The 20,158-nt window shown below is 41.4% G+C and carries 24 protein-coding genes and 1 pseudogene; 8 read left to right on the forward strand and 17 right to left on the reverse strand.

The genetic code is table 11. The annotated features are described in order from the left end of the window. Nucleotides 1–442 precede the first annotated feature (442 nt). From ACRQ5D_RS34185 to ACRQ5D_RS34200, 4 genes are all read right to left on the reverse strand, one after another. Nucleotides 443–853, reverse strand: coding sequence for a plasmid mobilization protein (locus ACRQ5D_RS34185; protein ID WP_432328110.1), 411 nt, complete (start codon nucleotides 851–853; stop codon nucleotides 443–445). A gap of 162 nt (nucleotides 854–1,015) precedes the next feature. Beyond that, nucleotides 1,016–1,978, reverse strand: coding sequence for a toprim domain-containing protein (locus ACRQ5D_RS34190; RefSeq protein WP_432328112.1), 963 nt, complete (start codon nucleotides 1,976–1,978; stop codon nucleotides 1,016–1,018). Between the two features lie 11 nt (nucleotides 1,979–1,989). Continuing rightward, a complete protein-coding gene (locus tag ACRQ5D_RS34195; protein ID WP_432328114.1) occupies nucleotides 1,990–2,265 on the reverse strand; it encodes a hypothetical protein in 276 nt (91 codons plus the stop codon). Between the two features lie 216 nt (nucleotides 2,266–2,481). Continuing rightward, on the reverse strand, nucleotides 2,482–2,760 hold the full coding sequence (locus ACRQ5D_RS34200) for a hypothetical protein (protein ID WP_432328116.1): 279 nt from the start codon (nucleotides 2,758–2,760) through the stop codon (nucleotides 2,482–2,484). Nucleotides 2,761–2,992: 232 nt separating this feature from the next. Between ACRQ5D_RS34200 and ACRQ5D_RS34205 the strand changes: the two genes are divergently transcribed. Together ACRQ5D_RS34205 and ACRQ5D_RS34210 are read left to right on the forward strand one after the other, a co-directional pair. Then, on the forward strand, nucleotides 2,993–3,136 hold the full coding sequence (locus ACRQ5D_RS34205; protein ID WP_432328118.1) for a hypothetical protein: 144 nt from the start codon (nucleotides 2,993–2,995) through the stop codon (nucleotides 3,134–3,136). 670 nt (nucleotides 3,137–3,806) lie between these two features. Then, entirely contained in the window at nucleotides 3,807–4,034 is a 228-nt protein-coding gene (locus ACRQ5D_RS34210) for a hypothetical protein (RefSeq protein ID WP_432328120.1), read from the forward strand. Between the two features lie 55 nt (nucleotides 4,035–4,089). Here the strand turns inward: ACRQ5D_RS34210 and ACRQ5D_RS34215 are convergent, their stop codons facing one another. Together ACRQ5D_RS34215 and ACRQ5D_RS34220 are read right to left on the reverse strand one after the other, a co-directional pair. Further along, nucleotides 4,090–5,193 carry a hypothetical protein gene (locus ACRQ5D_RS34215; RefSeq protein WP_432328123.1) on the reverse strand — a complete coding sequence of 368 codons (1,104 nt, stop codon included), beginning with the start codon at nucleotides 5,191–5,193 and terminating at the stop codon, nucleotides 4,090–4,092. Nucleotides 5,194–5,648: 455 nt separating this feature from the next. Continuing rightward, nucleotides 5,649–5,963: a helix-turn-helix domain-containing protein gene (locus ACRQ5D_RS34220; RefSeq protein ID WP_432328125.1), complete on the reverse strand. Its 315-nt coding sequence runs from the start codon at nucleotides 5,961–5,963 to the stop codon at nucleotides 5,649–5,651. A 183-nt stretch (nucleotides 5,964–6,146) separates the two neighbouring features. On the opposite strand from ACRQ5D_RS34220, the gene ACRQ5D_RS34225 reads away from it, so the two are divergent. Continuing rightward, nucleotides 6,147–6,389 (forward strand): hypothetical protein, encoded by a 243-nt coding sequence (locus tag ACRQ5D_RS34225; protein WP_432328127.1) that lies wholly within the window; start codon nucleotides 6,147–6,149, stop codon nucleotides 6,387–6,389. On the opposite strand, the gene ACRQ5D_RS34230 is transcribed toward ACRQ5D_RS34225, so the two are convergent. Then, the gene (locus ACRQ5D_RS34230) at nucleotides 6,364–7,476 is read right to left on the reverse strand and encodes a hypothetical protein (RefSeq protein ID WP_432328129.1); all 1,113 of its coding nucleotides are present in this window, start codon (nucleotides 7,474–7,476) and stop codon (nucleotides 6,364–6,366) included. The genes ACRQ5D_RS34225 and ACRQ5D_RS34230 overlap by 26 nt on opposite strands. A 515-nt stretch (nucleotides 7,477–7,991) precedes the next feature. Beyond that, nucleotides 7,992–8,150, reverse strand: coding sequence for a hypothetical protein (locus tag ACRQ5D_RS34235; RefSeq protein WP_432328131.1), 159 nt, complete (start codon nucleotides 8,148–8,150; stop codon nucleotides 7,992–7,994). A gap of 381 nt (nucleotides 8,151–8,531) precedes the next feature. Between ACRQ5D_RS34235 and ACRQ5D_RS34240 the strand changes: the two genes are divergently transcribed. The 3 genes from ACRQ5D_RS34240 to ACRQ5D_RS34250 are packed head-to-tail and all read left to right on the forward strand — an operon-like array spanning nucleotide 8,532 to nucleotide 10,013. Further along, complete coding sequence (locus tag ACRQ5D_RS34240; RefSeq protein WP_432328132.1) at nucleotides 8,532–9,329, forward strand: sensor histidine kinase; 798 nt, start codon at nucleotides 8,532–8,534, stop codon at nucleotides 9,327–9,329. After that, nucleotides 9,310–9,768, forward strand: a complete 459-nt coding sequence (locus ACRQ5D_RS34245) for a LytR/AlgR family response regulator transcription factor (RefSeq protein WP_432328134.1) — start codon at nucleotides 9,310–9,312, stop codon at nucleotides 9,766–9,768. The genes ACRQ5D_RS34240 and ACRQ5D_RS34245 overlap by 20 nt, the downstream gene beginning before the upstream one ends. A gap of 5 nt (nucleotides 9,769–9,773) precedes the next feature. Continuing rightward, the gene (locus ACRQ5D_RS34250; RefSeq protein ID WP_432329958.1) at nucleotides 9,774–10,013 is read left to right on the forward strand and encodes a LytR/AlgR family response regulator transcription factor; all 240 of its coding nucleotides are present in this window, start codon (nucleotides 9,774–9,776) and stop codon (nucleotides 10,011–10,013) included. Here the strand turns inward: ACRQ5D_RS34250 and ACRQ5D_RS34255 are convergent. From ACRQ5D_RS34255 to ACRQ5D_RS34270, 4 genes and pseudogenes are all read right to left on the reverse strand, one after another. Then, nucleotides 9,997–11,846: pseudogene (locus ACRQ5D_RS34255) on the reverse strand (thiopeptide-type bacteriocin biosynthesis protein). The gene ACRQ5D_RS34250 and the pseudogene ACRQ5D_RS34255 overlap by 17 nt on opposite strands. Then, complete coding sequence (locus ACRQ5D_RS34260; RefSeq protein ID WP_432328136.1) at nucleotides 11,846–12,706, reverse strand: lantibiotic dehydratase; 861 nt, start codon at nucleotides 12,704–12,706, stop codon at nucleotides 11,846–11,848. The pseudogene ACRQ5D_RS34255 and the gene ACRQ5D_RS34260 overlap by 1 nt, the downstream one beginning before the upstream one ends. Nucleotides 12,707–13,031: 325 nt before the next feature. Continuing rightward, entirely contained in the window at nucleotides 13,032–13,259 is a 228-nt protein-coding gene (locus ACRQ5D_RS34265) for a hypothetical protein (RefSeq protein WP_432328138.1), read from the reverse strand. Between the two features lie 74 nt (nucleotides 13,260–13,333). Then, nucleotides 13,334–13,933, reverse strand: a complete 600-nt coding sequence (locus tag ACRQ5D_RS34270) for an RNA polymerase sigma factor (RefSeq protein WP_432328140.1) — start codon at nucleotides 13,931–13,933, stop codon at nucleotides 13,334–13,336. An 856-nt stretch (nucleotides 13,934–14,789) separates the two neighbouring features. Here ACRQ5D_RS34270 and ACRQ5D_RS34275 point away from each other — a divergent pair. Further along, on the forward strand, nucleotides 14,790–15,320 hold the full coding sequence (locus ACRQ5D_RS34275) for a hypothetical protein (protein ID WP_432328141.1): 531 nt from the start codon (nucleotides 14,790–14,792) through the stop codon (nucleotides 15,318–15,320). Nucleotides 15,321–15,920: 600 nt separating this feature from the next. Here ACRQ5D_RS34275 and ACRQ5D_RS34280 read toward each other — a convergent pair. The 5 genes from ACRQ5D_RS34280 to ACRQ5D_RS34300 are packed head-to-tail and all read right to left on the reverse strand — an operon-like array spanning nucleotide 15,921 to nucleotide 18,428. After that, nucleotides 15,921–16,580 carry a response regulator gene (locus ACRQ5D_RS34280; protein ID WP_432328142.1) on the reverse strand — a complete coding sequence of 220 codons (660 nt, stop codon included), beginning with the start codon at nucleotides 16,578–16,580 and terminating at the stop codon, nucleotides 15,921–15,923. Beyond that, nucleotides 16,573–17,355, reverse strand: coding sequence for a sensor histidine kinase (locus tag ACRQ5D_RS34285; RefSeq protein WP_432328144.1), 783 nt, complete (start codon nucleotides 17,353–17,355; stop codon nucleotides 16,573–16,575). The genes ACRQ5D_RS34280 and ACRQ5D_RS34285 overlap by 8 nt, the downstream gene beginning before the upstream one ends. After that, nucleotides 17,337–17,720 (reverse strand): hypothetical protein, encoded by a 384-nt coding sequence (locus ACRQ5D_RS34290; RefSeq protein WP_432328145.1) that lies wholly within the window; start codon nucleotides 17,718–17,720, stop codon nucleotides 17,337–17,339. Before ACRQ5D_RS34290 ends, ACRQ5D_RS34285 begins: the two co-directional genes overlap by 19 nt. After that, on the reverse strand, nucleotides 17,720–17,866 hold the full coding sequence (locus ACRQ5D_RS34295) for a hypothetical protein (RefSeq protein ID WP_432328147.1): 147 nt from the start codon (nucleotides 17,864–17,866) through the stop codon (nucleotides 17,720–17,722). The genes ACRQ5D_RS34290 and ACRQ5D_RS34295 overlap by 1 nt, the downstream gene beginning before the upstream one ends. Then, the gene (locus ACRQ5D_RS34300; RefSeq protein ID WP_432328149.1) at nucleotides 17,859–18,428 is read right to left on the reverse strand and encodes a hypothetical protein; all 570 of its coding nucleotides are present in this window, start codon (nucleotides 18,426–18,428) and stop codon (nucleotides 17,859–17,861) included. Before ACRQ5D_RS34300 ends, ACRQ5D_RS34295 begins: the two co-directional genes overlap by 8 nt. Before the next feature lie 220 nt (nucleotides 18,429–18,648). On the opposite strand from ACRQ5D_RS34300, the gene ACRQ5D_RS34305 reads away from it, so the two are divergent. After that, on the forward strand, nucleotides 18,649–20,154 hold the full coding sequence (locus tag ACRQ5D_RS34305) for a M6 family metalloprotease domain-containing protein (protein WP_432328152.1): 1,506 nt from the start codon (nucleotides 18,649–18,651) through the stop codon (nucleotides 20,152–20,154). Nucleotides 20,155–20,158 lie beyond the last annotated feature (4 nt).

The raw sequence follows: 20,158 nt of genomic DNA on the forward strand, positions 1-20,158 counted from the left end.
TGGCAATGGCGCTCCACCCAGGATCGGATTGGTGCTGCGCGAAAGGTATAACGATGAAGGGGACATTTGATATGTTCGAATATCACCATAGCAATGTTTCGGAATAACTTGAGATTTATATTATTATACAACTATGGATCTTAACAGCCACTGAGCTGTATAACGATCAGGCGATCTTTCTATATAACACCATAACTATGCAACCTGCTATCAGAATAACCCCAGAGCAATGGAACCATATAATCAAATCACCCGGTAGCGTGGAAACACTGTTTCAATATACGTCAGCAGCACAATAACAATCTAAACGAATAATCGAGACGCTATCAATCAGGATAACTTTATAACCGCAGAACCGGCACATTTAGCTATGGTGTTATATAGTTAGCGTTATAGATCTATATCAACTCACTAATAAAATACGCTAAGCGAACAAGGGTCATCATTTTCCCATCAGCCGGATGACTTTGCGCAAGGCTATTTCAACTGAAGCCTGAATGCCGATATATTCAACCAATAACTCATTGAATTTAATGCTAACCTCCGGATCAAGGATTTCTTTCAGCTGCAAAATATTGCTGTACCTCGCCAGTTGGTTAATGTTATTGCCGCATCTCCCGATCTCACCCGCGACCTGATCGAGTTTGCTGATGAGTTCTTTTGAATTAATAACGACCTTACCCGAATCTTTCAGTACCCGCATCCTGATGAGCTTCGCCCTTGCGATCCCAAATTCCTTTTCCATGGCAAGGATCTCGGCATATTCCGTTTCGGAAAACCTGACATCAATTTTTTTATTCCGTTTACCATTTTCCAGTAAGGGCCGCCCCTTAAGCTTTCCGGAATCATCCATAAGAAAAACGAGTTGCGAAGTTTTGCCATTCCCCCGGAGGGCAAGATGTTTATGGAAGGAAGAAAAATCGACCGGAACGGGATTTTTGTCCGACAAAAAGACATCTTGCCGTTAGAAAATCAAAACTGACCGGGGCAATTTAAAAAGTGCTTTAGCACTGTGTCAGCTGCTGACGGCTTGCGTTCGGGTACTCTCAGCTCCGGCACTATTGCTGCGCTCCGCAGCTTCAATGGCATCCGCCTGGCGGATAAAGGCTACCAGCATAGCGTTGTAGTCTTTGAACCCGCGATAGGCTTCGGAGCGGTCTTCCGCGTAAGGCAATTCGGAAAGCATTTCCTTAGTGGCCTTTAAACCTGGCCCGTCCCGGTCAAAGAAAATGTCGATGTGGGGAAACTGTTTTGCCTTGGCGATTCCGGCGCCAATGAGTGAAAGTGAGTTTAATATCAAAGCGCTGTGGTCATCCTCGCTGTTATCGATCCGCCAGGTCAGATAATCCATGGCCCCTTCAAAAACAGCCAGTTTCTTGGGATTGTCCACAATAAAGGTAATTCCCTTCAACCCGATGCAACGCTTAAAATAACGATTCCGGACCTCCCAACTACCGTTTTCATTCTGCCAGCCTGCGGCAAAATAGGTCTTTGGGTTTACTACCCCCTGTACATGGTAATAAACCTCGCTCATTAAATCCTTCGCGGCATCAAATACGCCCCTTGTTTTTAGGTAATTGGTAATAGCGGGATGCGTTCCCAAAGGTTTGACTTCGGCAACAACGAAATGGGGAACCTTGACATCCGCACGCCTGCGGCGTTCACTGTGCTGTTCTGCTGGTGCTATAGCGCCGGTTAACAATTCATTGATTTTGGCGACAACATTTTTAAACGATAAGGCAGGCCAGTATTTGAGGCCAAAGTCAATAATGTTACCGCCAACGCCGGTTCCATGGTCATACCAGGCCCCGATTTTGTCATCGACACTCAAGGAAGGGGTGTCATCATCATCCCTGAGCATGCTCTTATACATATACTCCTTACCTGATCTTCGTGCTGGCTTAAATCCGAGCCTGGCCAGCAAATCGACCAGCGAGGCCCGGTCTTTCAGCTCTGCTGCGTTTAAAAATTCTGTCATAATATAAATGTTTAGGACGGGAGATAGTGATAGGTGGCTGTGGCTTTTGCGATAGTTTCCAGTTCCACACGGTCGAGTCGCCATGCGGCAGAATGACCGCCGTCTTTTCTTGGTGTCAGAAGCCCGTTTGATAACCACCGGTCAACATTCCGTCTCCCGTAGATGTTAAATGCTTCAGATTTCTTGAGGTATGGTTTGAGCAGGCCCGCCTTGACTAAAGTGGTTATTGCAGCCAGTTCTGCGACATCCTGCATGAATTTTTCTAACTGTATCCTGGAGATTTCCATGAACCGGCACCGGGTAACGACCCCGTCAATTCACTTGTGCCGATTATTTATTTGGGATTACTCGCGTCATATCCTACGATATGGGCTCCGCCTGCCAATGTGCTTTCAGTTATTGGTATACTTTCAACCTCACCTTCACAAAATTTTCCGTTAGGTACGGAATAATGCTTCATCCCCATACGTCAAAGAACTTTAATCCCGGGGCTTTCCCCCGGTTTAGCGTTCCGCCACAGGTGTATAAGTCACCCTGTTACTAGAAGCGGCTACCCGCTCCAAAGCAGTTCTGCAAAAAATCTGTTTTGAAGATTTACCAGAAGTCCCGGCAGTCTGAATAAGCCCTTCTGTTACCCACCTATCGACATTTGATCGTCCATAAAGACGATAAGCGTCGGCGCGGGTAAGCGTTGCTTTAAATCCACCGATCATAGACACCGCTCTATCGGCACTCCGGGTGGCAAGCATTGATAATAGACGACTTAATTCCGTTTGCTTCATGATCCAAAGCACGGTTTATGAACAACTCCAAAACAGGGAAAGGGGGTGAAAATTAAATTTCACCCCTTTCTGCCAGGCCCTTATTATAACAAATAAACAACTTATTTTCAACTACATAACACTAATAAAAGGTTACATCAGCATTGATTTTTATATCAAAAAAAAATGAAAAAATTATAATGTATGATCTTGGCTGGCGTGAAAACTGGTAAAAAGCCTTACCTTTATTTATATGATGGAAGCACCAGAATTCATGACCCCGAAGGATGGCAGGGAACAATTAACCTTACGGGCGCCGTTTGGTGACGCGCGGAAAGCAATAGATATTTTTTGCCGAATGATGCCAGATGCCGCCGAAAACTCGGTTCTTTATTGATGGTATCGCGATGGGAGAAATCATGTATTCGGGCGGCTGATATCCGTTACAAAATTGTTTGCTCACAGCAACGGAAATAAGCATCCTCACCCCTATCATTGAACAATCCCTGATTAATCCACCGGAACCACAACAGATGAGCGATGAAGAAAAGCGTTTGTGGGAATGGCTACAGCCAATGGAATTCATCCTAATGAACCCGACACGCAGTCGATAATCATAAGCTCATTTTTGCTGAAGCAAAAGAAGGAGAGCGTCGAGAAGATGATCTCATCTTCCTGTAGGAAATTGATCTTGACCGGTTTGATATCAGCGGTGGTTTTGACTACCGGTCAGATTATGATGAAATTGATGATGAAAAAGAATGGAGGGAGAAGGTCAATTGTGCGCTTGAACACCTTGACGCATTCCTGGTTTACATCAATGTAGGGTGGCGTTAAAAGGGTGCGGTTGTTAAAAAAACAATAGGTTTCAAGGGTATAGAAAACAATTATAGCGCAAGATATTGAAAGCAATCTTTGGCCAGTACACCGGCAAATCCAGTGCAAAATATACCGTCAATAGTTTAGCGGTTTTAAACTTTCATTATACACTTTAAAAAAAGCCTTAAAGTTAACTTGTTTGTTTATATTTTTGCTTTGAAATTAAACCTGTTATTTCCGATAAGTATATGGTTGAAGCTACCAAATTGAACAGCACATTTGCTGAACTGGGAATGGACTCTGCTTTTATCGAACAGGCAGACCGGCTTGGCTTGCGGACGATTGCTGATATGATGGTTATTAACCTGCGTGCTTTAAAAAAGAATCCGGCCTTCTCTTATCTATGGTATGTAAGCATGCTTGACCTTCTTAAAGAACACCACTTGCTCAGACAATTCCAGGACAATCAACTATAATTCGCTAAATTGTAGGTAGCATTTAGCCAATTGATCATTCCGATCAACTGCGCTTTCATTTTTTGGGCGGTGGAAAATTCAACGTCAGTGGATTTTTTTGCAAACTTTCCGGTGAAATAAATGGCGCATTATCCGTATAAAAATGATCGGTGAAAAATTTGAACAGTTGTGAAAGGTTTTCTTTGGGTAGAATTCCGCGTTCTATTTGTAACCTGATAAGTAAACCAAATTGCGGTACAGAAAGCCCAATCGGAAAACGCCTTGCAGATCTTATATTTGCGACATCCTTTGCAGCTGATATTTGAAGCGAAAGTATTTGTTTTAGGAATTGCTCAAGCTCACTTAGATAACCACTGAGGTCATCAGCTAACTGGTTGCTTTTTCCCGTATCTGCAGTCTTTGATAACAATACAATTTCGGTAATTTTATGTCTTTCCGTTACAAGGTATTCGATTTGCTTCCTTATATCAATTATGTCAAGCAAACTTGCACGCCAGAGGCCCACCCTATAATGTAACACTTCTACGAAATCAAAGTCAATAGCAATCAGTGCTTCAAATAAGCCATCGGGATCGATAAACCGGGCATTTAAGAGATATGTAATACCATAGGTGATATTGTTTACATCAATCCAGGTTAATTCCTTTTTGATTATTTGTCGAAGGTATAAATCGGGTACCATTAAGTACAACTCACTTTGATCACTCATATTTTCCAGCTTTGCAACCAGGGCCTTGTGAATTGTTTTAAGTCGCATTTTTACTTCAGCGCGCATGAAATTCGTTACGCGCAAACGCTTGAATAGCGTGTGACTACGCAAGCTAAACAAAAGGCTCTCCAGACGTTCACACGTATATTTATAAAAAGAAATGACTTTTTGTGAAGCTTGGTTTCGCTTCAAATTCTTTCTTTGCGAATATGACCAAGTTTTGTTGATCAGGTCTATTAACCCGTTCAACACAGGTAGAAGTTTACGGGATATCTTTCCGCTTTGAATATTTACCTCGTAATAAATATACCCATTTAGAACTTGAGTTATGTTGGAGACAAATTCCGACCACCTTTTAAAATCGTTTTCTGTAAGCTCTATTTTCGCCAGTCGGTCTGGATTAACTGATTCTATTATAAACTTATTGAGCTGCGAAAGTTCCTTTACCATCTACACTCTATTAAAGGTTTAAGTACAATTAGCTATCGTTCAATCAGACATGCCATCATGATTTAATTTGTCATTCCGATCTAAATAATATCTATTTTAACAAACAGTTAACACAATAATAAGCAAACGAAATAAATGTTTAGCCATGATTAATTATTATTTCTTAAAAAAATAGATTTATTTGAAATAATATGCCAAATTTGGAATAATTTAACGAAGAGTAATTTTATTTACAGAATATCACGATACTTAAAAAGTAGTACTTCAATAAAAACAATACTATTTACTGTAGATTATTTTCTTGATTGATGCAATGGAAAGAAAGTGCGTCTTACCCGAAATTTGGGAATTCTTTAGAACTTTTAGCGAAAATTCTATAATTTAATTTCCAAGGAATTCAAAAAGAACTTCCGATCTTGAATTCAAACGCTTTATTCAAATCTGACAATGAAATTTTATTGCAGGATTTTTGAGCGCAGCATTTTACCTTCTAGATTTTTTTTGCGATCTTTTCGAACAGGCGGATAATCTGGTAATAAGATGTCAAAATCGAAGATATCGCGGGGCTGTATCCCAAGAGCTTTACAGATCGCGATGAGGTGGCTGTATGAGAAATTGTTTTTGCCGCGAAGAATCCGATAAACCTGGCTATAACTAAATTCAGTGCGATCTTCAACGTCCGCCAAGGTAATACGATTGGCCTTAGCCTTTTCCCAAAGCTTTTCTCTTATCAACGCTAATGCTTCCTTGTCTTTATACTGGGCAGGCATAAAAACAAAAAGAAATCAATTCGAGTTAAATTTCTATTCCAAATTTGGCATATTTTTAAATAAATCTTATATTTGATAATAATGTATCTAGAATCAAAAAAAACCTGTAACAGACTGTAATAGAAGCCTAGAGAAATCGAGAAGCTCGGTATTTTTATCTTTTTAGTCCAAAATCAATCATTGATGATCCCAAAACCAGAGATATTATTAACGCCAATAATTGATCTACCTGCAAGTATCTTTTTTAAAGAGGGTAGCAAAATTATGGGCTTCACGACCTTACAGGATATTATAGATGAAGAACCTGGTGAGTTGCTGGCCAATAAAAATTTCAATTATGTTTGGTTGGGGGAGTTAGTAGATTTTTTGACCGAACAAGGTATCTTGGACTTGTTGCAACCTACCCAGGGAAACAGTAGGGTTTAAGAAATTCAATCCCACTGCCTAACATCCGGGTTACTTTTATAGCTGAAGATTGGGAAATGCTGTAATAAGCGTTTGCTATGCTTTCTGCTGAAATATGTTCCTGTCTTTTTGTAGTGAAAACAGTTGCAGCGTGATCGAATATTGCTGTCAAACTAATATGACCATAGAAACCGGACGCGTAGAACGTTCGGATCATGCACGCCAGCTGTTTTACGGAAATGGTTAAAGGAGCTTTAATCGTAGGGGTGCTCCCTCCTTCCCGTGGCATTGTCAGATTCAAAAGTTTTCCATAATCACTTAACCAATCTTTGTACATAGAACTAATGTGAGGCCACTTAGCATCAAAACAAAATGTATCATTTAAATTAACTTCCGGAACGCGGGATATTAGTTCGGCAAAATATTTTGAAAATCCTGCTGGAGGCAGGTTTTGAAGTTCATCAATAGCACTTTTTCTTAAGTACTTGAGAAAGTTCATGTGGTTAAAATTATATGAGATTAGGGTTGAAATTAAACTTCCAATGCTCATTAATTCAGAATGGCCACGTTTACTGTTAAGTTCAGCAATAAGTTCTTCGCGGTACAGTAAGTCTGACAACTTCAAGGCTTCAACAGGCAAACCAGTATAAATTGGAGACAGACACTCGATCAAACACTTCTTAAAAGATTCATCGATTCTCGAAACATGAAGTTGATTGATGAACTGGTCATATTTCGTTTGAACGGACCTCATTCGAAACTCAATAAAACTGATAGCAATGAGCTGTGTTCTTTCTAAAAATTTGCCGTAATGGTGCATTAAGTGCTCCAACAATAAAAATAATTCGTATAAATCTATTGAATTATATACTGGGCTTTTTTCAGTAATTAAATCGTTCAGGAAGCGAAAATGATAATTGAAATAACGGATGAGCACTTCTTGCGAGTGGTCGGAAAAAATTGCAGTTGACCAGGCCTCTCTGGTTTGAGTACAAATTTCCGAAAGGAATCTGCTAAAGTCCGCTGAAAACTTGCGATTAGCACCGGATATTCCATTGTGAATTTCGGTTAAAGTAGGTGATAATATTGCAAGTTCATTTTTTAGCATAAATGAAATAATATTAAGCAAGACAGGCAGAATCATCAATCCACTAGGAAGCAATATTATTGGTAACCTAAGTTAATTTGCTACACATAGTAACTTGGGTACTCCTACGCATTGCTACCTAATCTTATTTGCTTCCATAATTATCTTAATATTAGTACAAATTCGATAGATGTGCTTAATTAATAAGTAAAAGACATTTCTGGAACAGTGAACAACCTGTTAAATCATAGAAAACAGACCATACCTACTCAATATCTGCCCAATAAACTGCTACTCATTGAAGCTTATTCTAATCAGAGATTCTCTATATATCGGCATCAAAATATCAAATTGCGAGTAATTAGCTAATTGCCAAATACACAACAATAAGAAAAGAGCGGTGTGCAAAGTTTCCTTAGCTCATCCGCTCTTATAATTACCGTAAAAGATTTTGACTACGTTAAAATGTCGTTTTTACCGGCAATGCACACAACAGGACGTGCGTTTTTTCAATCTTATTTTGGTTCTGTAATTACTTAGACTTGAAAAACGTGTGTTGAAGTACCAACGGTTGTACAGCTAGTTGTTGGGTCAGTGGTATTAGAAGTTTCTGTTGATAGTCCAAAATGTGGCTTACCTGAGCCAAACACTTTGCGAAATTTTGGAGATGTCAGTTTTAATTTTTCAGTTTTCATAATTGTTTATTTTAATATTAATAAAGATTTGATAATTTCAGAATAATAAATATCTATGGCTATTCGCATGAATTAAAAACGAACGGAATGAAGAAATCAGGCCATTTAACCATGAGGAGGAACTTTTTCTTACACTTAATATCATGGCTGATTTACATAATATATGAGCTCTTCTTTGTTGTAGTTATATATCACCAAAAATCTACGTTTACCGCGTTTTTATTTTTTTATTCATGCAACATCGGTCTTTTTTACTGGCATTTTTACATTCTCAATCGATATCTTAATGGGGTAGAATTTCGCTACTTCGTGATGGCAATAATGGTTTTGTTTGAAATAGTTACCGTTTCGGCCCTTAAAATATTATTCGATTATTTCACGATGGATCGCAACACTCCGCCACAAGATCTATGGAAAAAATTGAAGCTATTAGCTGCATTGGACTTTCAACGAACCTTATTGTATGTTTACTCTTCAACAATATTATGGTCGGCGATAAACTTTGGCAGGTTTCGTCGTAACACGATTGATGCTTTATTAAAAAATGCTGTAATCGAAAAACATAATACTGAATTGAAATTTCAATTTGCGGAGGCCCAAAACGCTTTCCTTAAACAACAAATTAATCCTCATTTGTTGTTTAACACGTTAAATGCTATCTATAGCTCGGTTTACATCCATTCTCCCGAAGATTCAAAATTGGTCCTGTTACTTTCCGATATTATGCACTTCAGCTATGAGGATACCGATCCCCAAGGTCGGGTTCCCTTAAAAAAGGAAATCGCGCAGTTGAAAAATCTTATCGAACTGAGCTCGTTTCGCTATGAAAAAAACGTTCAATTGGATTTAAGTCTTATCGGAGAACCCGGTGAGTTTTCCATTATACCGCTAGTGTTAATTACACTGACTGAAAATATGTTTAAGCATGGAGATCTTAGACAAACGCCCCGAAGCCTTGAGATTAGCGTAAATCCGGAGGGTAAATTGAAATACGCAAGTACTAACGTGCCAAAACCTCGAGACTCTTATAAAAAAAGCACCAACGTAGGACTGGACAATACAAGGCGGCGCCTTGATTACGCTTACCCCAATAATTATGAGCTTCACATAACGGAGTCAGATGACTTGTTTAGCCTTGAACTTAACATCAACTTAGCCTATGAACGTAACGATCATTGATGACGAACCACCTGCTATAACTTTACTTTCTGCATACATTCAAAGAACGAAATTTTTGGAGCTGCATTCCACTTTTACAGATCCCATAGACGCTTTGCCTATTTACAATTCAGCCGATGCACCCCAGGTTACTTTTCTTGACATCGAAATGCCGGGGATGAACGGATTGGACTTTGCAAGGCTGATCACATTAAAGACACAAATCATTATCACTTCATCTTTCCGGGATTACGGTCCCGAGGCCTTTGAGCTTTCCGCGGTGGACTACCTGGTCAAACCTTTTTCTTATGAGCGTTTTCTTGACGCAATCAAAAAGCTTCAAACAAACCGGCTTCTCAAACTCCAATCGATTTCTTTTTTGTCCGCACAGAGCCGAAAGGGAAATATGCACAGATCATCATTAGTGATATTACCTTCGTCGAAAGCGATGACAACATAATTCATATCACTACCCTTAATAATAAGGTCACAGCGATGAACAAGCTTGCTGAAATCGAGACCTGGTTACCGGCTAACCAATTCTCCAGGGTTCATCGTTCTTATATTGTGAACCTCGCACAAGTTCAGGCCGTCGAAAAAGGACAAGTTTATTTAAAGAACGAAAAGATTATTCCAATAGGCAGACAATACAAAGAGCACTTTATGGCAAGTCTGCAACGACTAACCATTAACGGTCGTCAATAATTGAAACATCCATAGATAACTGCTTTTTCATGATAGTGACCGCAATTTTTGACAAGCAGTGCCATATAAACGTCTCATACCTGCGCTGATCACACGTGAACATTCGATTAACCTGCATGTGAATAATATCAGCAATTAATTTTTGGCGCTCCAGATTGCTTAGAAATTTCGACTCTTTAGAAAGTTTTCTTATTTCTAAGCTTAACTCCCCGAATTCTTCATCCTGACCTTCTCCAATGGCTTTAAACAGATCTGGTCGTAATTCCCGATAACGATCATCCATCGATCGTTTTAAATCTTTATCGGCACCATGTTCTTTAAAAAACCTTCTGCAGCCCAGGCAAACAGTTGATTTATTTGATCATAGTCAAAATCGAAGAATGCCGAAACTATTTGATAGCAATGAACAATTGGCCATACCGTATCGTCATGATTTTGCAGCATATTTCCGGTAAGCCTCGAAGCTATCATCTCACTTCCTTTAAAAAAAGCCTGTTCAACATAGCTGATCAAATCGCCATGGTAACGCTCAATCTCACGTTGATAAATATCAAAGTGTAGCTTTTGAACCAATCCGGATTTATGAAAAGGGTTGAGGAGTGATTGTAATTCAAATTGCAAATCCTTTACTTCCGTCAAATATGTTTTTAACCGAAGCCTGATATGATTTCCAGTATCATAGTAACGAACAAAGAACCACTGCTCAATGCGATTTTTATTTTGCTGGATCCATGGAAAAATAACGTCTGATAAAATGTATGCCACACTCTGGTTCGTTGCATAAATTTTCATGTAAACCCATTCCGATCCAGGCAGAAATTCACGCGTCAAAGCCTTAGGCTGGGGCAATAAAGATAACGGTGCATAAACCTGTTCGAGGTTGCGTAATGATATTATGAACTGGGAATTGAATTTATCGACCTTATTTCCCAGCCTACAATTGTTCACCAATGATTCCGTCAATACAACATTGGTTTGTTCAACTAAGGTTTCCAAAAAGAATACCGCCTCATCGTCGTTAGACAGATCAAAGAACAACTGTTGGTCTTCTTTGCCAACAGATATCTTTGGTGTAATTCCCCGTTCGCGGCAGAACAAATGCAGCTTGCTGATAGAGAAAGGCCTCTTGGCCAAACCAGTAACTTCATGGTCTTTTAAATACCATCGGGCAAGACTAATTACACAGCGGCCATATTCTATTCTCGGGTAGAAACTGAGACCGGGGAAGATCTTTTCAGGATCAAAATCAAAATTGGCCCGTATCGATTTATACTGCAAAGCGCATAGGAAACGGAATAACGGCATTTCATTATGATGATAATTAAACGCTGTTGGTAAACGGGAAATTAAACGCTTTGCCGTTGGCCGGTGTACCAGTATGATTTCATCCTTTCTAACCTTTACGTCGATATCTTTTGGCAGAATATCTGTTTCCGACGGAAAAGTATTAAGCGCGATGACATGGTCGTATATTTGTTTCCTCCTGTTTATGTTATCAATCTTGCGGTTGCTTACCTGTTCAATTTCTGCAAACAAAACTTGAGGATTGGCTTCTTTTTCAAGCCTCGCGACTTCTTTACAAAAACTATCAAATGTCTCGCTAAAAGCTGAAAAACGGCCAGTCAACGCGTTTGCGGTTGAGCCGCCGACATTTTGAAATATCACTTTATCACCTGACAAAGAACAAAAAACACTCGTTGATGGCGGAAATGGCAATGTATTTCCGGGCAGATTGGCAATGTCTGAAGAAGTTATTACAACTGGCTCCCACGCACTCCTATTATGATTTTGAAGCCAAACTTTTGTAAGCATCTGATGTACGGGGGTCCAGATTAATTGGTCATTTTTTTAGGCTCTTCTTTGAATACCACGCCTTTTAACAGCTCGTGCTCATCCTGTTGCTGATCATTGTCAAAAGCAACCCCCAGGTCGGGATCAAGGGCTTCCAAAAGCGGCACGCTGCGATCACCGAATTTCTGTTCAAATGCCTCCCTGAATTTATCAAGGTTATTCTTTGGGGGAATCGGCGCTATACAGTCGAGCATATGCAATGCTTCGAGGATATCTTGTTTCCATTCAACTGATAAGCCGGCGATATTGTGCATCTCTAATCCAGCGTAAAACGACTTACCGTTGTCATTTTCGGCCTTCGCCAGTTTGATAATAGCATCCTTGTCAAATAATCGTAGTTCGTTATCAAAAATTAGCTTCTGATGTTTAATTGCAGCACGATTAGTTAAAAGTGATAAAGTATTTGACGACATCAGAACCTGTTCATCGATTAGCCTGGCTATGTGATTTGCTCCTTCGTCGCGGGTACAATCAGTTAGTTCAACCAGGTATTTAATCAAAATGTCCAATGATAAAGAACCATCTTTCAGGTGATTTAGTAACAATTCATCGACCGGATCATATTGAAGCAGATAAACTGGAAAAGAAAGCTTTCCTTTATTATCCTCTTCATAGCGATAGTAGCGCCAGCCTAAACTTAATTTATATAAAGTTGGGTTAATCGCAATATATATTTCATCTGTCAACGGTTTGGATTGCAAATCTTTTAATTCGCGCTGTACAGACGGGAGCAAATGAAGCGTATAAGTCTGGCTATAATTTTTTCGAGATATTACCTTATTATCCCAATTCGTTAACCCAAAAGTTGAAAAGGCACCAAACGGGGTTCCTCTAAAACTCATCCGATTGTAGAACTTTAGCACGGTTAACCGTTCTTTTGGATTCAGCAACTGATAGTCGAAATTCTTTTTTCAAGCTCATTGAAAAACTCTGGTGATGCAAGCCAAATAGCATTTTTAAAAGCATTGTTTTTTAAGACATCCCTGAGGTTATCAACCCGGTAAGATGAAGTTTCGAAATACGGTCTCCGAACAAAGACTTTGTCAAGAAATTCAATCTGCTTGCTACTTACCATATTTCATTTTTAAAGATTAGGACAAAAATTTATTTGATTACAGCTTATCGCTATTTCCAACTATGCTGTAGGCAAGAATTATATTGATCATATTACCCCGCTTCACCATTTACTTCTTCCGATCTTTTACAAATCGGGCATTTACCCGGTGGATCGTTTACCAATGCTTCGACCGCTTTCGTCAATGCGATGAGTTCGTCGAATACCGATGCAATCTCATCGATGTTGATTTGGCGCTCGCTTTCAATAAGGTCATTGGCTTTGACAATTGCGGCAAATGATTTCCATAAATGCAACTCAACCGCAGAAGAATCGAACAACCGAAAAAAACACGCAACACTTGCTCAGGGCTTTACAATCCGAAATCTCTGAGCTGAACTACTACTCCCACTTCTTAAAACAAGGTTAAAAATGCCAGGCACGCGAGGGCGATCATTCCAAGCTTGGCGCGCAACACTTTTAGTGCATTGCTAATTTGTCGCGACACATTTACTTCAGTGGTATCCAACTTTTCAGCGATTTCCTTATGTGATAATTGATCATGGCGGCTTAATTGGAAAATCTCCTTCATCCGCGGTGAAAAATCCTGGATCTGCTGTTCAATATAGTTTTTCAATTGTTGCTCCCTGACCTTATGGTCTGTAGAGGCATTCATTTGCTCTTCTATTTTCAGGTTTTCCCGAAATGTGTCCCAGTATGCGCTTCTGACGTTCTCTTTAGCCCAGAAGTTGAAAATTCTGTTTCGAACTGAAGTGAACAAATAGCTTTTCGGATTTATGTTAATGTTATAAGTATCCCGATTTGCCCATAAATTCACAAAAACCTCTTGGACAATGTCGCTGGCTACGTCTTCGTCTCCCAGTTTCCTGAACGCATGCTGAAAAACAGCTTCAAAATATCGATGGTAAATTTCCGTGTAGGCGAAATGATCAGAACGTTTAATCCGTTGGCAGACTTCAGAATCTGATAATGAGTTGTAATTTACATGGGCCATCTTTCCTCCACTTCACGCTATTATCCAGGAACTTTGTTTTAAGGTCGGTTCATTTCGGATGGGATATTAGGTGATATGGCCAAGAGCCTGATATTAACTCCAGTTACAATCGGACATAACTCTCGATGTACCGCTAAATTTACTTAGCGGTTCCGGTAGCAAATGAGGAAGATTATGGCTATTTTTGAGACATTAGCATTCCCCTGTCCTATGTAACCTTCATTTTTTTGAAAGACATATTACCTAAAATAACATACGGTAAGTAATTCAAAAAAGGATTACTCAGGGGGTTTGTGTACGTTCTTTATTACAGACCGACAATGCGGATCAGTTAAAGCAGAAAAATAGAAAACAGGAGAAAAACCAAAGAACCAGGCGGCTTTTGGCATGCATCGGTATTGGTTATTTTTTCTCGTTTTCATCATTTTTTATGTTTGAAACGAGTCTCTTGCCAAATGCAATGGGAGTTTAATATCAAACGGGCGAGCCCTACTGCATTTCGTACGTGGTACCGCCAAGTAACCAAACTTCACCATTGAAGATGAAGCCTTCCCCCGAAATGACTGACGTAGGGCTCGCCCGACCGATATATTATCTACGAAGATAAAATATTTCAGTCATACGGGCGAACTCACGGTTCATCTCACGGGTAAACTTGGCGGTTTTCGTGTGAGAGACATCGTTGCGTGAGACAGTCATCCTGTCTCAACTGTTTGTCGCTTCTATTATAATTCAAACATACAAATACATTAAGAAAAAAGCAAATACTTTTTTATACAAATATTGTGAGCGGAGAAAATTTAGATGTGCCTATGGAGTTCGGCAATCAGTTAAGCATTTATTTAAAAAATTTGATTTGAGTGAGAGTGATTTAGCAACCCTTATCAATTTCAGCACGAATGACATAATTAATATTATTAACGGCAAGAAGGGCATTGTTTTGCTTACCGCAGAAAAAATCAGCAAGGTTTTTGGTCGAAGATATTTCGAACTTGGCAATCCCAATTTTCCAATTTCAACAGAAGATGACTTACCCCAAAGTACTAAAATCGCTATAAGCCTTAGAGAATCAAAAGGACAGCCCAAGAAATACAGTGACCACAAATTGGGTAAGAACCTTGATTCGATTATTGGGACTTCATTTTTACATGTTCCTCGAACTTCTCAGGAAATGTTCGATCAATTACCTGAAAATGTTAAAACCGAAATTAAATCACATCACCGTGTTACCGATTTAATGCAAAAACCAAAAAAACAAAAGCTAGTAGCAACAATTATTTCTGAAGACGATCAATTGACGTTTCAACTGAGAGAATATGCGCCGAAAGACAATATTTTAAACATAAAACCAGTTTCGAAGAAAAGCAAAGGCAATCATGGCAAGTAGGTGACCATTTTTCGGAATTATGTAATACTAGGAATGAACAAAGCTTAAAAATATGAAAAGATGATGTAGTTGGCGCGTTAGTTAAAATTCCTGATGGTGATTTTTTGAAAGAATCTCGTACAGCTAAGGAAATTTTTGCGCAGATACTAAAGACTGTCAGAGAAATAGGATGAAATGCGGTGCGTGTCTCTAATTTATTAAAACGCGACCCTCGTTTGTTACTTGTGACGCGAATTAAAATTGAGGGAGAAAAAAATTAAGGTTTCAATTATTAACATTTGCGGACACCTGAGTTTATCAAAAAATACGTTGTGAAGTGACACTCTTATATGGTTCGAGTCCTGTTGGGGCTGGGTATATTATTGTTATTCGATTGCTAAATAAATAGATAGGCTACTTTTTGAAACTCATGCACATTAAATTTCTGGATGCGAATGTAAATGGCTTACGCCTTAATCTTTTTTGAAAAACAAAACCGGTTTTAGTTTTCTAAAATCCTTCTAATCAATTGACCACCGAACGGCAACCTGTTTTCACTCCGATTGTAACTCTGCCGATGATAAGGAGGAAAGACGGAGCCACAGCTTTTAAAGATCCTATCTATAAGTTCACCAGCCCGTTTTTGATTGCATACATAGCCAGCCCAACGCGTGTTTTAAGGCTTAGCTTGTCGCAGAGTATATCACGATAACCTTCAACGGTACGCACGCTGACAAAAAATTTGTCGGCTATCTCTTTATAGGTAAGCTCCGTGCAAGCCAGTTTCAGGAACTCGATCTCGCGTTCCGATAACTTGATAAAACCGCAGATAGTATTTCCGGCATCCGTCAGCTGGTTGACATTCTTCAATACCTTGTGTGAGATCAGCTCGTTATAAAAGTAACCCCGCGCGATCACATCCTCGAACGCTCTTTTCAACTCTTCCGGCTCGGTATCTTTGAGTAAATAACCCTTCGCGCCGTTTTTGATCATTTTGATAATCGCTGTCTCGCTATCCATGGTGCTCAGCGCCAGCACGCTGATCTGCGGGTAATTGGCCCTGAGCCAGGCGGTGGTGGCATAACCATCCATGACCGGCATACTGATATCCATCAGTACGATGTCCGGCAAATTTGGCGGCTGCAGCTGGCCAATAAAGTCCTTACCATTGGCGGCATTGCAGATCACCTTGTATTTGGGGAAAAGACCGATCAGCACACTCAGGCTTTTGCGAAAAAGCGCATGGTCGTCCACGATCGCGATATGAATGATATCAGGCATATGGGATAGATAAAGTGATTTGAGTTCCTTGTTGCAGTTTGCTTTCAATTTTGGTGGCCCCGCCGATAATGGCTGTCCGTTTCAGCACATGGCGGATGCCCAGCCCGGTGGTCAACTGCTGATCCACGATCTGCTGATCAAAGCCTTTACCGTCATCTTTGATTAGTATCCGTAAATGATCCTCTTCATAATAAAGTCCCAGCGTGAGCAGTTTTGCCTCTGCATGCTTGAGGATATTTTGCAGGCATTCCTGGATAATACGGAACAGGATCAGCTTGCGCTCTACGTCCAGGTTAGTTTCGGCACCTTTACAGGTAAATTCGACCGTAAGTATGCCGGTCTGGCTGATCCTTTTCAATTCATGCTCGGTCATTTGCGCCAGTGAAGCCGATCGGATGCGCTCGGTACTCATGCTCTTGGCAATATCCCGCAGATCGGCCATGGCTTTGCTGACATTCTCCTTGGCTTCCCGGATCAGCTTTTTCTCCGGCTGATCGACCTGTTCAATAATATTGAGCTGTACTTTAAGCAGGCTCAGCGTTTGGCCAACATTGTCATGGATCTCCATGCTGATCGTATTAAAACTTTGTTCCTGTATCTCCAGCTGTGAGCGCAGCAATTGCTCGTTAAAAGCCGCTTGCAGCGCCTCGCGCTCGCGGATATATCGGTTGCTTCTGCCGCGTTGCCAGAACAGCACAAACAGCAGGAAGCCTACCAGCAAAATCAGCAGGAGGCTAATAAAGCAGACCAGCCAGATTATTTGTGTTTTTTCCATAGAAAAGTTGAAAGCAAGCCTATACTAACCATACTATATTCTATATCGCTCAGTGTGATCGAGATCACCCCATAAATATCACCATTTGGATCCAGTTTATTACTCAGGATATAATCGAACAGCGCGATGTACAAAAAATCACCCACCACTGCGATCAGGATACCGGTCGTGATCCAGAACATCGGGATCGAAAAGAAGTTGACTTGTTGTTCGGCCATCAGCAGCTCAGCCAGATAGATCACGCAGGCGATCAGGGTCAGTAATTCACCGGTATTGATCGCCTGAGAGTTATAGACCTGGAAACTACCGGTGATAAACACAAATATGACGTAGCTGAGCAGAAAACAGCCGATCAGCAAAAGCATTAGCTTTTTTGCCGGTGCCCGCTCACCGCCAGGTAAAACACCAGCAAATAGAAATTATATTCGATGAAGGTGTTCATGTTATAAATAAAATGGTTACTGCCGGCCTTTAGTACAAAAGAATAGGCATAGCCGCCAAATTCAAACAAGATCGTGATCAGCAGGAACCAGGGAAAAAGCCGAAACCAACGCGGTTCCAGCTTTTGATAGCGGCAGGCGGCAATAATCAGACCGACGGCAGCCGGTATACAGCCAATAAGAAGTCCTTCCAGCATAATTTTTTAGATGAGTGTTATAATTGTGCGCCTGGCGGGCAACGCGGGGGCAAAGCGGTATCGCATCGCCACCTTGGCCGGAATAAGACACCGAATTGATCAGTGCCGGCGCGGTGTAGTTCAGTTGATCCACACTGGTTTCCGACGTCGGGTTCTGTGGATTCTCGGCATCAAAAGTCGAGACCAAGATCACATTGTGACGGCCTGGATAAAGTTTGTCCGTAGGATTGTGACGGCCATAATAGATCCGGATACCATTGGCCTTGTTGGCGCTGATCAGTTCCATCAGTTCATTGACACTCACCCAGCAGGATTTGGTGTCATCGGGTCGGCCAGGCGTGTCATGGTAATTTTTTACCATCGTTACGATCTCTGCATAAATGATCGGGAGCAGCGGCGCGCTGCCATCGGGATCGAAGTCTAATTTAACAGGCATTTTTTTAAGGATTTAATTGTGAATAATGTTTATTATCTAAATGTAATTCTTCCTGAATACATCTGCAAGTTGCACATCCGGGGTTTCCCAGCAAAGGATTTTTAGCGCATTCGCTTACCGTATAAATACGGTAATTTATTCCGCTGATCTACGGTTGTAGCGCACGTGCCACCCCGGTAAATTTGGTTGTCAATTTACAGATAATTAAATACTTAGCACAATGCCCGCACCATTTTACGCTCAGCAGTTCACCTTCCGGCAGCCGGACGGCAGTTTACTGCAAGTCCGCGGCTGGGGAGACCAGCACTACGCGCATTTTGAAACCCTGGACGGTTATACCGTGATCCGGGACCCCAAGACCAGGTTCTACCATTATGCTGTCATTTCCAATGGCGTGCTCACTCCTTCGGGAATACAAGCAGGTAAAGCTGATCCGGGTGCCCTGACCATAACAAAAGGGCTGCGCAACATCCCCGGCGCTGTTCGCTCGCTGGCGCTTTTATCGCCGGGCCTGCCGCCGGGCAGGCAGCGCTGGAAACAGCGTTGGGAAGCAGAAAAAGCCCGAAGACTTTTTAAAGGCCTTCAGCCGGCGCCGCCCGCTCATCCAACGACCGGAACTTATGTCGGCCTTTGCCTGCTGATCCAGTTTCCCGATGTGGCTGGCACCATCATCAAAAAGGATGTCAGCGACTTTTGTAATCAAAAAGTTTATAAAGGTTATGGCAATAACGGCTCGGTACATGACTATTACCTGGAGAATTCTGGAGGAAAGCTTCAGTATACCAATATCGTTTCGGACTATTATACCGCTAAAAATCCCAGGGACTATTATACCGATGAATCTTTTGAGCAGCCTCTGCGTGCAGTCGAACTCATTACCGAAGCGCTCGAGAGCCTGAACAACAACGGCTTTGATTTTAGTGATTTATCCGCGGACGACCAGGAATATGTCTACGCCATCAACGTATTTTACGCCGGCGAAGTGGTCAACAACTGGTCGCAGGGTCTTTGGCCGCATTCTTTCCACCTGACTGCTGCTGTTCCGCTCGGCCCTGGCAGGAACGCCTATGATTACCAGATCAGCAATATGGGTACACAGCTTAGCTTGGGTACATTTTGCCATGAGAACGGCCACATGGTCTGCAATTTCCCTGATCTGTACGACTATGGACAAGATTCTGCAGGTATCGGGGAGTATTGCCTGATGTGCGGCGGCGGCAATGCCGATAAATTCAACCCGGTCAATATCTCAGCTTACCTGAAATATAAAGCAGGTTGGGCAGCCTCACTCACGCCGCTCACGCAGCAAAACGCCGTACCGATCAAAGCCGGTATGAATGATTTCTATATCGCCAAAAAAACCGAGACCGAGTATTTCCTCATGGAGAACCGCCAGCAAAGTGGCAGGGATAAAGCACTGCCCGCCGCCGGGCTGGCGATTTGGCATATTGATGAGGCCGGTAACCAGGAGAACCAGCAGATGACCGAGGCGCAGCATTACGAATGCTCGCTTATTCAAGCCGACGGGCATCATGACCTGGAGCACAATGCCAACCAGGGCGATCAAACTGATCTTTTCCATGCCAGCGGGTTCAGCACATTTACGCCCGGCGGAAATCCGCCGGCTACCTGGTGGGACGGCGCAGGTTCCGGTTTATCCATCACGGGGATCGGCCCGGCGGCCCCCATCATGCACTTCAGCGCACAATTCAACCCCATCGTTTAATCCA

Origin of the sequence: Mucilaginibacter sp. P25 (assembly GCF_050859465.1) — a bacterium.
GTDB lineage: Bacteria > Bacteroidota > Bacteroidia > Sphingobacteriales > Sphingobacteriaceae > Mucilaginibacter > Mucilaginibacter gossypii.